The 13,027-nt window shown below is 32.8% G+C and carries 12 protein-coding genes; 1 reads left to right on the top strand and 11 read right to left on the bottom strand.

Annotation, left to right across the window (positions count from 1 at the left end; translation table 11 throughout):
• Positions 1-6: 6 nt before the first annotated feature.
• The 4 genes from lepA to gpr all read right to left on the bottom strand — a co-directional run bounded on the left by lepA (position 7) and on the right by gpr (position 4,466).
• A complete protein-coding gene (gene lepA / locus ACPWSR_RS15715) occupies positions 7-1,812 on the bottom strand; it encodes a translation elongation factor 4 (protein ID WP_426349173.1) in 1,806 nt (601 codons plus the stop codon).
• 110 nt (positions 1,813-1,922) lie between these two features.
• The gene (locus tag ACPWSR_RS15710; RefSeq protein ID WP_426349172.1) at positions 1,923-2,312 is read right to left on the bottom strand and encodes a hypothetical protein; all 390 of its coding nucleotides are present in this window, start codon (positions 2,310-2,312) and stop codon (positions 1,923-1,925) included.
• Positions 2,313-2,364: 52 nt separating this feature from the next.
• Positions 2,365-3,438, bottom strand: coding sequence for a stage II sporulation protein P (locus ACPWSR_RS15705; protein WP_426349171.1), 1,074 nt, complete (start codon positions 3,436-3,438; stop codon positions 2,365-2,367).
• A 53-nt stretch (positions 3,439-3,491) separates the two neighbouring features.
• On the bottom strand, positions 3,492-4,466 hold the full coding sequence (gene gpr / locus ACPWSR_RS15700) for a GPR endopeptidase (protein WP_426349170.1): 975 nt from the start codon (positions 4,464-4,466) through the stop codon (positions 3,492-3,494).
• 232 nt (positions 4,467-4,698) lie between these two features.
• On the opposite strand from gpr, the gene rpsT reads away from it, so the two are divergent.
• Positions 4,699-4,962, top strand: coding sequence for a 30S ribosomal protein S20 (gene rpsT, locus ACPWSR_RS15695; RefSeq protein WP_426349169.1), 264 nt, complete (start codon positions 4,699-4,701; stop codon positions 4,960-4,962).
• A gap of 147 nt (positions 4,963-5,109) precedes the next feature.
• On the opposite strand, the gene holA is transcribed toward rpsT, so the two are convergent.
• The 7 genes from holA to deoC all read right to left on the bottom strand — a co-directional run bounded on the left by holA (position 5,110) and on the right by deoC (position 12,996).
• The gene (gene holA, locus ACPWSR_RS15690; protein WP_426349168.1) at positions 5,110-6,126 is read right to left on the bottom strand and encodes a DNA polymerase III subunit delta; all 1,017 of its coding nucleotides are present in this window, start codon (positions 6,124-6,126) and stop codon (positions 5,110-5,112) included.
• Positions 6,098-7,882, bottom strand: a complete 1,785-nt coding sequence (locus ACPWSR_RS15685) for a ComEC/Rec2 family competence protein (RefSeq protein WP_426349167.1) — start codon at positions 7,880-7,882, stop codon at positions 6,098-6,100. Before ACPWSR_RS15685 ends, holA begins: the two co-directional genes overlap by 29 nt.
• Positions 7,883-7,916: 34 nt before the next feature.
• Positions 7,917-10,418 (bottom strand): hypothetical protein, encoded by a 2,502-nt coding sequence (locus ACPWSR_RS15680; RefSeq protein WP_426349166.1) that lies wholly within the window; start codon positions 10,416-10,418, stop codon positions 7,917-7,919.
• A gap of 81 nt (positions 10,419-10,499) precedes the next feature.
• Positions 10,500-11,255 carry an RNA polymerase sporulation sigma factor SigF gene (gene sigF, locus ACPWSR_RS15675; RefSeq protein ID WP_426349165.1) on the bottom strand — a complete coding sequence of 252 codons (756 nt, stop codon included), beginning with the start codon at positions 11,253-11,255 and terminating at the stop codon, positions 10,500-10,502.
• Positions 11,256-11,264: 9 nt separating this feature from the next.
• Complete coding sequence (gene spoIIAB, locus ACPWSR_RS15670; protein ID WP_426349164.1) at positions 11,265-11,693, bottom strand: anti-sigma F factor; 429 nt, start codon at positions 11,691-11,693, stop codon at positions 11,265-11,267.
• Positions 11,694-11,706: 13 nt separating this feature from the next.
• Positions 11,707-12,042 (bottom strand): anti-sigma F factor antagonist, encoded by a 336-nt coding sequence (gene spoIIAA, locus ACPWSR_RS15665; protein WP_426349163.1) that lies wholly within the window; start codon positions 12,040-12,042, stop codon positions 11,707-11,709.
• A 279-nt stretch (positions 12,043-12,321) separates the two neighbouring features.
• Positions 12,322-12,996: a deoxyribose-phosphate aldolase gene (gene deoC, locus ACPWSR_RS15660; protein WP_426349162.1), complete on the bottom strand. Its 675-nt coding sequence runs from the start codon at positions 12,994-12,996 to the stop codon at positions 12,322-12,324.
• Between the last annotated feature and the right edge of the window lie 31 nt (positions 12,997-13,027).

Raw genomic sequence — 13,027 nt, 5'->3', positions numbered from 1 at the left:
ATATAATTAATCTATTTTTAAAACGGACATAAAGGCTTCCTGTGGTATTTCTACAGAACCAATCTGCCTCATTCTCTTCTTACCTTCCTTTTGTTTCTCTAAAAGCTTTCTTTTTCTAGAAATATCACCGCCATAGCACTTAGCAAGAACATCCTTTCTTAAGGCTTTTACTGTTTCCCTTGCAATTACTTTATTACCAATAGCAGCCTGAATTGGGATTTCGAAAAGCTGTCTAGGAATTATCTCTTTAAGCTTTTCTGCGATTCCTCTCCCCCTTGAATAAGCACGTTCTTCAGGTACTATCATAGAGAGGGCATCTACGGAATCTCCATTTAATAAAATATCAAGCTTTACTAGCTTGCTTTCAGTATAGCCTTTAAGCTCATAATCTAAGGATGCATAGCCTCTGGTTCTAGATTTTAAAGCATCAAAGAAATCATAAATAATTTCATTGAGAGGAATATCATAATTAAGGACAGCTCTAGTCTGCTCAATATATTGCATATCCTTGAAAACTCCTCTCCTACCCTGACACAGATCCATAACTGCACCTACATAATCCGTAGGTGTTATAATGGAGGCCTTAACCACAGGCTCTTCCATATAATCTATTTCAGTTAAAGGTGGTAGATTAGTAGGATTAGTTAGCTCCAATAGCTCTCCATTAGTCTTTATAACCTTGTATATAACCGATGGAGCCGTTGTTATTATATCCAGATTAAATTCTCTCTCGATTCTTTCCTGAATTATCTCCATGTGCAGAAGACCCAAAAATCCACATCTAAAACCAAAACCTAAAGCTATTGATGTTTCTGGCTCAAAGGATAGTGAGGCATCGTTAATTTGAAGCTTTTCGATGGCTTCTTTCAATTCCTCATACTTGGCTCCATCCACAGGGTAGATACCTGAAAACACCATAGGGACTGCTTTTTTATAACCAGGGAGAGCTTCTTTAGCTGGATTTTTCTTTTCTGTAATAGTATCTCCTACTCTAGCATCCCCTACATTTTTAATTGAGCCTGTTATGTATCCTACATCTCCAGCTCTCAATTCATTAATAGGCAAAAATCCAGGTGTGAAAATACCACATTCGGTAACCTCATATTCCTTACCAGTAGCCATGAGCTTTATTTCTGTTCCAACCTTAAGGTTACCTTCCATTATCCTTACATAGCATACAACACCTTTATAGCTATCATAGTATGAGTCAAATATTAAAGCCCTTAAAGGTGCATCTTCGTCACCTGTAGGAGCAGGCACTTTTTCAACGATAGTTTCAAGAACATCTATAATATTCAATCCAGATTTAGCAGAAATTAATGGAGCATTAGCTGCTTCTATACCTATTACATCTTCTATTTCCTGTTTAATTTCCTCTGGTCTTGCACTAGGCAAATCAATTTTATTTATAACAGGAACTATCTCTAGATTATTATCTAAAGCTAAATAACAATTAGCCAATGTTTGAGCCTGTATTCCTTGAGTAGCATCCACTACCAAAATTGCACCTTCACAAGCAGCTAAGCTTCTTGAAACCTCATAAGTAAAGTCTACATGTCCTGGTGTGTCTATAAGGTTTAATATGTATTCCTCACCATTATCTCTTCTATATATAAGCCTTGCAGCTTGTGACTTAATGGTGATTCCGCGTTCCTTTTCAAGCTCCATATTATCAAGGACTTGCGCCTCCATCTCTCTTTGAGTGAGGGTCCCTGTAGTCTCTAGGAGTCTATCTGCTAGGGTAGACTTGCCATGATCTATATGAGCTACTATGGAGAAATTTCTGATATGTTTTTGTCTATCACTTTGCATTATGTTCCCATTCTAAGGAATGTTTTTCCTAGAATAGATTTCACCCCCATTTTATAAATCACTACAAATTATAACACACTAAACCAAGACGGTGTCAATAAATAATAACCTTATCTGTCAAAACTATTAACTATCCTATTAAAATGTCTCTTAAAAGCTTTTCTGAGTTGAGAATTTGTAAGCTTAATACCTCTTCCCAGGCTTCCCTTAAGACTCCTTGCAGACTTTTTATTGATGACAATTTTATAATCTTTAATAACAATTCTTAAATCTTTCATTTCTTCACTGCCGAGAAAAATTTTAATAGGTGAATTGTCTACAGCATACTGATTAAGATCTAAAGTGCCATCGGCTTCAAACTTTTCTGCACTATTTTTATACGGGCTATCCCACTGAAGGTTTTCACTCGTCCATTTTATGTTTATGCTAATAACTCCAATAATTATAATTCCCAATGCTGCAATAACAATTAATGAATAAAATTTATTGCTGATATTCAAAAAAGCACCCCCTAGAAAATTCTATCTATAAGGATGCTCTATTTTCTTATTTTTATTCATTTACGGAACTATGGATGTATTCTGCTATAGCTCTAGCAATGATCTGTCCTGAGAGTTTAGCCTCCTCAATATTACTTATTTCAGAACCAACCTCAAGAAGAGCGCTGTTAGGGGCTTTATCAAGATTGAAATTAGCCTTTCCTCTATTGTATTGCTTATGCTCTTTCATCACTCCAGGAAAGGTTCCATCTATAATTCCTTTTAGTCTATCAGCTAACTCCAAATTCTTTTGGTAGTTAGGGCTCGCTTTTGATAATACAAACATAAGCTTGGCAGCCTGCTTATCATTAACACTGGTGGTTATTGAATTCTTTGATACCCCTGCATCTCTGTGAATATCTATGATAACCTTAAAGCCGGAATATTCATTTAAGTATTTACTTAATGTTTCTCCAGAACGGGTATATGAATTGTTATATTGTGTATTATGAATTGTTTTATCATGAATTACTGATATACCATAATTCTTTTGAAGCTCCTCGGCAATAATCTTCCCCACGGCCACTACACTAGTATCTTCACTAAAGGGCGATTCTGCTGTAGATGGGGAATAGTACTCTGTTGTGTGAGTATGGTATAGCAGTACCTCTGGCATTGTTTCATTTAATGGCTTCTTAATATCTGGATTATATATAGTTCCGTTACTATTTTCCAAAGCCTTGTCCTCTTCTTGAAAAAAAATAGAAAGTTCTTCCAAGTTAAAGGATGTTAAAGCTAGCTTATCATCATTGTGAAACTCGATGGTATCTAGTAATAGCGAATATAAAGCATTTTCCTTTGATAAAATAACCAGAGGACTATTAATATCTAATTTAAAATACTTGGTCAGAGCTTTTTTTAAATTCATATTACTTTCCGCCATATCGGAAGCATCAAAAGCCCCCTCCTTAACTATGGGCAGGGTATAGTTCAATATCTCAATGTAAAGCATATTATTGGATGTTTCTACACTATTGATCAGCTTTAAAATACCAACTATTGTTAATAAAACTATAATTGAACTGGTTAATATAAATATACTAACTTTTCTGTTAAGATTGTTATTAGCTTTCGTAATATAAGGCATTTTTAATCCCCCCTATATTTCTAAAATATATGTGGGGGGATTAATAAATATTATTAATTTAGAAATTTATTAATATCTTCTATATTAAAAGCTGGCTGAAGACACAGATTTAATCCTGTGGAAATTATTTTAGATATACCTTCTATATGAGAATCCACATCTTTAGGAGTAACCATAAGATCTCCTACAAAAGGGTTTAGTATTTCTCTTATCATACTCTCTCTCTGCCTACTATCCACTGAGCTTAGCATTTTATATAGCTTACTTTCTTCTGTGGTATATTTATTAATTTCTTTTAAAAAAAGATCCAGGGTATCATTTGCTATGGTTGCTGCATCCACTACCGTCGGAACACCTATGGCTATCACTGGCACTCCAAGACTATTCATATTTATTTCCTTTCGTTTATTTCCCACACCAGCTCCAGGTGCAATACCTGTATTACCTATTTGAATTGTACGATTTAATCTTTCCATCTTTCTCGATGCTAAGGCATCAATGCAAATAACCATCTGTGGCTTAATTCTATCCACTAGACCTTTAATTATCTCTAAGGTTTCTATCCCTGTGGTTCCCAGTACCCCGGGAGCTAAAGAACATACTGAATTAATACTTTCATCAATGGAACCAGGCATCATTTTTGTCAAATGTCTTGTAATCATTAGCTTGGAAACAACTTTAGGTCCTAAAGCGTCAGGAGTAACCTCACTATTTCCCAGACCAACTACGAGAATAGTTTGATTCTTATTTACTGTGATTACTTCCTTCAAGGATTCAGCAAGCTGATGAGCAGCCTCATCCATTATATCTCCATCAAACTGATTTAATTCTGGTAAATCTAAAGTTATATAAACACCCTTAGGCTTTCCAATAGCCTTTGCCCCTTCTTCATTTATCACTGTAACCTTTGTTATTTTTATATTTTCAGAGGTTCTTTCCTCAGCGATAACCCCATCTAATTCTTTTTTATATTTTTCACGATACATATCCTTGAGCTCAACTGCCAAATCTGTACGTATTCCTGTCATTTAATACACTCCCTTTAATATATAATGAAATTATGAGATAATTATATTGTGCTACTATGTTATAAATTATATTTATTAATTTCTTCATTAAAACATAGAATAGGAACAACTGTTAAAATATACTTGAAGAATAGCTATAATAATGCTATAATATCACTTGTTGAAATCCGACTATCAAGCAGATTTCCCCAAAAGCTGCTAACCCTATTAAATTGAAGGGGGTGAAATAATAATGGCAAATATCAAATCAGCTCAAAAGAGAATAAAAGTAACTGAAGCAAAGACTCTAAAGAATAGAATGATAAAATCAGCTCTTAAAACTGCTATAAAAAAATTCGAAACTTCCGTTAATGCTAACAATGCTGAGGAAGCAAAGAATACTTTTGCAGGTGCTGTTAAAGCTTTAGATATGGCTGTTTCTAAGGGTGTTATACATAAGAATATGGCCGCAAGAAAGAAATCAAGATTAGCTGCAAAGCTAAACGCTATGGCATAATCTTATAGTATTTCAGACAAAGATTTAGAACTTAAGGAGTATTTTTCGTTTATCGAAAAATAAAAATTAATAGCTTATCCAAATGGATTAGCTATTAATTATTTTTAGGCTTATGTAGCCCTCTCCTTATTCTAAATCTTTTCCTTTTTATATAATTACAGTATTGATTATCATAAGCTCCAATTCTGTTTTTTTATCTAGTGTAGTACTCTTTAAGGTTTTTTCTGTGGCTAAGCACAGCTCTATACATCCTTTTAATTGCTTTAGTTTAAATTTTCTACTTTGCTTTATGAGCCTATCACATATAAATGGCGGAAGCTTAAGGTCTTTCACAACACTATCCGTGGTCTGGTGCTTATTAAGCTTGACTCTAAAGAGTAATTTAAATTGTCTTTCTATCATGGTTAAAATATAAATGATATTTTCTCCCTTATAAAGGAGCTCATTCATAAGTCCAATTGCCCTTTCAGACTTTTTATCAGCTATATAATCGACTAAATCAAAAATGTCATTTTCACTTTTATAGGGAAGCATAGCATCTATGTCACCTTTGGTTATATTCCTATCTTCAGTAAAATTAATTAATTTATCAATTTCACTATAAATTATGTGGGTGTTATTTTCTACTTTTTCACAAAAATACTTAAGCTCAATCTTGCCTATATCTTTCCCCTGTGAGTTAAATCTATCCTCTACCTTCTTGTATAATCTCTCACCTTTTAATCTATCTGCTTTTACTACCAAGGAATGCTTCTCCAGCTTCTTAACTCTATTACTAATTTTTTCTCTCTTATCCTCTAATATATAGTAAAATATAAGAAGGCAGTGATTTGGAGTGCTTTCTATATACTCCTTACATATCTCAAAAGCCTTTTTAGAATCACTATCATTTAAATCCTTTAAGAAATTCGCCCTATATACTAGTACTACCTTTTTGTCACTTAAAAAGGGCAGAGTTTCACAGCTATCTCTAAAAGCTTCCCCTGAAAACTTCATCCCATCAAACTTTATAAGGTTTAAATCCACAAATGAAGGATCCAGTGCTTTCTCTATTATTTGCTGAATCTGTTCTTTTATCAGCTCTTCATCAGTTCCAAGAAGAATATAGCAATTCTCCAGCATGTTCTTTTTTATATTACCTTCTAGTTTGTCTATATCTAACAACCTGTGCTCCTCCATCCTTGCTCATTATAATAATATGATTTTCAAGGGCAGTATAGCTTATTAACTTTTCCCTTCTATAAAAATCATAAGATGTTTCTTCTTTATCCATATTGATTATATCATAATGAACAGTGCTTGCATCACTATCTTTTGGCCAGATTTTTAGAATCACTGTATTACTGCCTGGCTTATAAGGTTTAATATTTATACTGGTATAACCCAATTTCAGTATATACTTGTTATTTTTCACACTCATTACTTTTTTATTTCCAGGATAGTTTCTTAGCTTTTCTCTTAAACTATCTCCTCTACCCATGGTTAATATATACCTTTCTCTTTTATAGCTGGCTTCTATATACCTAGTGTTTCCCATATCTATAACTTCTATAGACGGTATAAACCTGTAATTAAAAATCATAATAGCCGGAAGAAGAAAAATAGGTAGAAGTCTATATCTTATTTTATTCGCCCTTAAAAAAATAAAGGTAATGAACAAGGTAGTGTACATAAGAACTATTTCTTCTGATACAGCTACTTCTGATAAATTTAGCCTGCTTAATAGGTAAAACCAGGAATCACTAATTTTAAATAAAAGAATGTTTATTTGATTTATTATGAAGAAAGCGAAGGGTATCTTAATGAATATTAGTGATAATAAAGAAACATAAATAATAGCAGTATATATAGGAATAATAATTAAATTTCCAAATACAAGCCCTGTGCTAAAGGTTCTAATCACAAGACCGGCATAGGGAAAAACTATTAGCTGTGAACTGATAGTTAAGCTTAAGGATGCTCTTATTTTATCTGGAAGTCTATATAAAGCCCTATTGATTTTTTTATTGAAAATAATAATTCCTAAGGTAGAAATACAGGATAAATTAAAACCTAAGTCTGTTATTAAGTATGGTTTACTCACTAATATGATTAAAGCAGAAAGACACAACGCTGTCATACTATCATAGTTTTTATGGAATACCTGAGACATTGACAGCACAAAGAGCATCACAAAGGCTCTCAATGTAGCTGCTTGAGCTCCTGTAAATATTACAAAGAAAAATACTAATATTAGAGCGCCTTTCTTCCCTATTAGACTCTGAAACAAGCTGTATAAAAGCATAATATGAAAACCTGATACAGATATAACATGAACAATTCCTAAACCTTTAAAGCTATTGACCACAGAGTCCTCAATATACTTTGTACTTCCAAAGCATAATCCTAATACAACTCCAGCTCTTTCCTTGCCCAATACCGATGAAAATTCTTTATAAAACCATACTCTCCCTTTATATAGATAAGAAACAAAATCTTTAGTAAGCTCTAGGGATGAAGTTATATCTATGGTACCTAATATTCCTTTATATAGTTCAATATTTTCATTAATTAATAACTGTCCCTTTATTAGTGTACCTTCTTCAATGGTGTATTTATTCAACTCTTCGTCTTTTAACAACACATATAGCTTACCTTTATGTCTTACCTTGAAATATGTATTCTTATCCTCTAATACTCTAACAGTAGTGTTCGAGGCACTAGCATAGCTTATCTCATAATAATTAAATAAATTTATACTTCCTAATAAGATAAACACACCACATAGAATCAGAACCTTTGTACTTTCGTTTAGCCATACTAACAAAATATATAAAATTATCACAAGAGCTGCTATTAAATAAAGCTTCTCTAAAACAATCAGTGCCGATGCTAATCCAGTGACATAGCTTAGGGTTAATAAAATAGTAGGTCTTTTCATTTGGTATATCCCTTCAAATGTTATATAACATCCATTATGTCCTTTTGAAAAGATATAAATCAGCTAACTGATAGAGTAATGCCAAAAGAATATTAAATAATATATTGCTTATCCCATATAATCTTAGTCTAATAGTTATAAAAGCCATTATAAGTACTACAGCAAATATTACAGCACCCTTTACCCATTTTCTACTGGATAAATTATATTTATAGCTATAATTTACAGAGGAAATTAACAAAGCTACTAAAAGAAGAAATAATGCACCATTGGGATTACTTGCTTCAAGGAGAACAGAGCTTATTAAATAGCTTATTAAAGCCAAAGAGCTTATAGTTATAAGCCTTGGGAACGCAAAGCTTTTATATTCCACAAGGGAAGTGTTATAATCTTTTTCATCTGGAGCTTCTCTTTCCCTTATGGAGAGACTGAGAGCAACTATAGGGATAATAACAAGATTTAAAAAAAATAAATTCTCATAGCTGAATAATATTATAAATACAAGCTCTAAAAAAAATGCTAATACAACACTTTCTTGATATCTTCTAAAAGAATATAAATCCCTACTTCCTTCTTCTCTCAGATAAAGTAATTTTCTTAAGCAATCCTCTTTTATCCATATATCAGATGTTCTTACTATATCCTTTAATACATCATCACCGGAAGCAATAGAAGCATATCCATAGGAAAGATATGTAAAATCATTATAGATTCTTCCCGTGATAGAAGTCTTACATTCAGCTTCTTTTTTAGCCTTCATTATCCTTTCCTTAGCAGTACTGTTTATTTTAGAGAATATGTTATAGGAACTTAAAATCTCAGAAAGCTTATCATCCTCCATATAATCAATCTGAGCTACAGAAAGTAGATCACTGACTTCATTTATAAGCCCTAACTCCTTCCAGAGTTTTAAATAAATTGTAGGATTTTTCTCCGTAAACAAGGATAATCCTATATTGTTTCTTAGCAAGTAATTTAGAAGCTCATAATTATATTTTTCTAGTATATCCTTAATAGAAATTATTCCAACAAAAACAATATTACTATCAACCTTATCCCTAGGGCTTGGCTTATATTTAAAGTTTCTGTATCCTACAGCAATAGTATTATGTCCTTTAGAGACAATATTATAATTCCATTCCCTTATAGCCTTTATGTGACTAGGGGTTATTTGCTTTTCTAACCCTTCAATCATTATACTTTTACAGCAGCTAATTAGCTCTGAAACCTCCCCTTTTAAATAGACTCTGTAGTTATCCATTTGTTTAACAACTCTACCCTTTAATCCTCCTTCTAGATTATCCTGTAGATAATAGCAATGATTAAAATGGCCTTCTATATCCTCTAAGAAAATATTATTCATGCAGGAAAAGGATTTTATAATCTGATTCTCCAATCCCTCATAACTTTTATCCTCTATAGGCCGTTGATGATTTTCATAGGTTAGCAGGAGACCCTCCATAAGCCTTTTAAAAGTGTAGCTTTCCTTTTCTATTAAGCTAGGTTTTACCTCTTCACCATCATAATACAAGCTTTCAATACTCTTACCTCCATAACCTAAAGCCTCTTCTACATTTAAGTAAAACTCCCTTACTTCTCTAAGCTTAATAATAGACTTTAGATTCTTAAAGCTAATACCATATTTAATATATTCTTTTTTCAAGGAATAGCTAAATATCTCCTCGCATAAAAAGTAAGGCATTGTGATAATTAAAAGAGTAGAATTATATATAATGCCTTCTATTAGCCTGTGATTGGCAAAGAAGCTAGTAAATAAATCCATTGTAATGGATAGTATAGCAAAAAGTAATAATACCATAGTAAGTATAGGTTTATTAGCTTTATCAGGAAGCATAGATTTTGCTTCTAGACCTTGTACAAGGTTAAATAATCTACTATTCCTATAGTCAGTAACGACTATTCCATAAGCCTCACCCCTATCAACTAGGCTACCCATGAAGGCAATGTTAGACATTTCTAAATAACTATTTATTTCTTCAATAATCCTGGTATTATTTTTTAATATCGGTCTGTGACTGCCTGTAAAAATAAATTCATCCACCTTAAAATTTTCTGCATATACTATTCTTATATCCGCAGGTACATATACCCCTTTATTTAAAAAAACTAAATCTCCTGATACTATGTTCCTTCCTTTAACCTCCTGCTCTTTCCCATCTCTAATCACCACATATTTCTTTTTAATTATATGCTTTAAGGAAATCTTCTTTGATTCCTTGATATATTTTAAAGTCCTTACCACAACAGTAATTACTATAGACATTAACCCCAATAAAAAATGAAGTGTATTTCCCTGCCTAAAAATAAATACAATCATAATGATTACACTAACAACTCTGATTATAGAAATTCTTTTTATAGCTATACTCATAGCCTTATATATAAACTCCCCATAAACAAAGCTATCTTTCATGAGCTTTATCCTGTAGGAGGCCTCTATATTACTCAATCCACGTCTTATATCAGTGTCCAAATAATCTTCAACTTTCTTTAAAGTCATTCTATGATAATCCATTATACTCACCTACCTCCTTCCCTTAGGTTATCGTCTAAAAGGACAAAAAGTTTAAAAAAATAAGACACCAATATAGATGCCTTATTCCATCAATCTCTCCCTCATCATTTTTAATACCTTCTTTTCGATTCTACTCACCTGCACCTGGCTTATTCCAAGCATATTAGCAACCTGGGTTTGAGTTTTATCCTTAAAATATCGGAGCATTATAATTTGCCTTGATTTGCTATCTAAGTTTCTCAAGGCTTCCTTTAAGGCCAGTTTGTCAGTCATATTTTTGTCTTCTTCCACATTCTCACTGAGCTTATCAATTAAAAGTACAGGAGATCCATCATCTTGATGAATAGTATCATAGAGGTATTGGAGACTATTAGATGATTCAAGAGCAAATACAATTTCTTCCTTTTCAACCTGCGAAAACTCCGCCAATTCCTCTAAGGTTGGATCTCTATCAAGCCTTTTGGTAAGCTCTTCCTTATCATAGTGGAGCTTCCTAGCTAGGTTCTTCGTATTTCTACTAACCTTTATCATCCCATCATCTCTTAGAAAACGTTTAATCTCGCCCATAATCATAGGAACGGCATAAGTAGAGAATTTTACGTTATAAGAGCTATCAAAGTTATTAATTGCTTTTACAAGCCCCATAGAACCTATTTGAAAGATATCCTCGTAATCATAGCCTCTGTTCATGAACTTTTTACTGATTGAGGAAACTAAAGGTATATTCATCTCAATCAGGGTATTCATTGCCACCTTACTACCTTCCTTGGCAAGCCTTATTAATTCTCCATTATCGTCATAGCTGTATTCTTGTTTATTCAATAAGCTGTCATCCATGGTATTCACCTAACTTACTGAATGAAAAGTTTTCTTCATTATTACCTTTGTACCTTTATTAACCTCACTGATTACTTCTAGATTATCCATAAAGGTTTCCATTACTGTAAAGCCCATTCCTGATCTCTCTAGATCTGGCCGAGATGTAAATAATGGTTGCATGGCTTCTTCTAGATTTTTGATCCCAACTCCTTGATCCTCTATAGAGATTACAATTTCATTCTTACTTAAATGCACTTCAATGATAATTTTTTCATCCTCTCTATTTTCATATCCATGTATAATTGAATTAGTAACAGCTTCAGAAACCGCTGTTTTAATATCAGATAGTTCTTCAATGGTTGGATCAAGCTGTGATACAAAAGCAGCTACAGAAACTCTGGCAAACCCTTCGTTTTGAGACTTACTCAAAAATTCAATTTTCATATAATTATTCATCACTGTTCCCCCATTAAACACTTCTTAGCGCTTCCTCTATGGATGCATATACTTTAATAATCTTATACAGACCTGAAAGCTCAAAGACCTTTCCTATAGTTGTGTTAATATCTGTAACTAATAGCTTTCCACCTCTTATGGAAAGCTTTTTATATCTACCAATTACTACTCCAATACCCGAGGAATCCATAAAAGTAACTCCTTCAAAGCTCATAATTAAATTTTGAATCTTATCTCTCTCTATAGCATCATCAATTTTATTTCTTATCTCCTCAGCACTATGATGATCAAGCTCTCCTCTTAATTCAGCAATTAAATTTAATCCTTCTTTTTTTAAGTTAATAACCATATATCCTCTAAAGAGTTCACCTCCATAATAATATAGACAAGCTACTATATTATTGAATTTTTACCTTCTTTTACCATATATATTATTTTATTTTATAATTTTTGTCAATGCTAACTGTAAAATATTACTCAATATTTTCCTTTTCTTGTATTTAATCGTTATAATACTCTTATAAATACAAAAAAACCACCCCTATAAATTTAAGCTTTCTACATATTAAAGGGTCTTATTATTTAATAGAAGCTTATAATATAGGAATGGTTTTATTTTAATTTACTCTTAATAACTTCCTTCGCTCTCTAATCCTTCACAGATGGCAATGGAGGCTGAAGCACCGATTCTGGTAGCTCCTCCTTCTATCATGGTTATAGCGTCCTGATAGGATCTTACTCCCCCAGATGCCTTTACACCAAGGTCAGGTCCTACTGTTTCTCTCATTAATTTTATATCTTCAAGAGTTGCTCCACCAGTGGAAAAGCCTGTAGAAGTCTTTACGAAATCTGCTCCTGCTTCCTTAGCCAGTTCACAGGCTTTAATCTTCTCTTCCTTTGTAAGAAGACAAGTCTCGATAATCACCTTAGTTAAAGCTTTTCCCTTAGCAGCCTTCACAACCTCTTCTATATCATTTTTCACATATAGATAATCCTTATCCTTAAGTTTCCCTATATTTATAACCATATCTACCTCTTGAGCGCCTTTTTCAATGGCATCCTTGGTCTCGAAGCTTTTAACCTCAGTAGTTGTTGCTCCCAAAGGAAAGCCTATTACTGTACACACCTTAACATCAGTATTTTTTAACTCCTCTGCACACAAGGAAACATAGCCTGGATTAACACAAACGGAAGCAAAATTATACTCTTTAGCCTCTCTACATAGTTCTTTAACCTGTTCTTCTAAGGCATCTGCTTTTAAAAGAGTATGATCAATCATTTTTGCTAATTTTTCTTTATTCATCGATTTACCTCCCTCATTTTTGTAATCTAAA

The organism is Alloiococcus sp. CFN-8 (assembly GCF_049943125.1).
Lineage (GTDB): Bacteria > Bacillota > Clostridia > Clostridiales > Clostridiaceae > JAEXZL01.
Note: the sequence above shows the minus strand (reverse complement) of the source record. Positions and strands in the feature narration are given on the sequence as shown.

Bases quoted from the DNA above. Each gene is read 5' to 3' on its own strand.
- ACPWSR_RS15680 (WP_426349166.1), bottom strand. From the start codon at position 10,418: ATGGATTATCATAGAATGACTTTAAAGAAAGTTGAAGATTATTTGGAC.
- spoIIAB (WP_426349164.1), bottom strand. From the start codon at position 11,693: ATGAATAATTATATGAAAATTGAATTTTTGAGTAAGTCTCAAAACGAA.
- lepA (WP_426349173.1), bottom strand. From the start codon at position 1,812: ATGCAAAGTGATAGACAAAAACATATCAGAAATTTCTCCATAGTAGCT.
- deoC (WP_426349162.1), bottom strand. From the start codon at position 12,996: ATGAATAAAGAAAAATTAGCAAAAATGATTGATCATACTCTTTTAAAA.
- rpsT (WP_426349169.1), top strand. From the start codon at position 4,699: ATGGCAAATATCAAATCAGCTCAAAAGAGAATAAAAGTAACTGAAGCA.
- ACPWSR_RS15685 (WP_426349167.1), bottom strand. From the start codon at position 7,882: ATGAAAAGACCTACTATTTTATTAACCCTAAGCTATGTCACTGGATTA.
- ACPWSR_RS15705 (WP_426349171.1), bottom strand. From the start codon at position 3,438: ATGCCTTATATTACGAAAGCTAATAACAATCTTAACAGAAAAGTTAGT.
- gpr (WP_426349170.1), bottom strand. From the start codon at position 4,466: ATGACAGGAATACGTACAGATTTGGCAGTTGAGCTCAAGGATATGTAT.
- spoIIAA (WP_426349163.1), bottom strand. From the start codon at position 12,042: ATGGTTATTAACTTAAAAAAAGAAGGATTAAATTTAATTGCTGAATTA.
- sigF (WP_426349165.1), bottom strand. From the start codon at position 11,255: ATGGATGACAGCTTATTGAATAAACAAGAATACAGCTATGACGATAAT.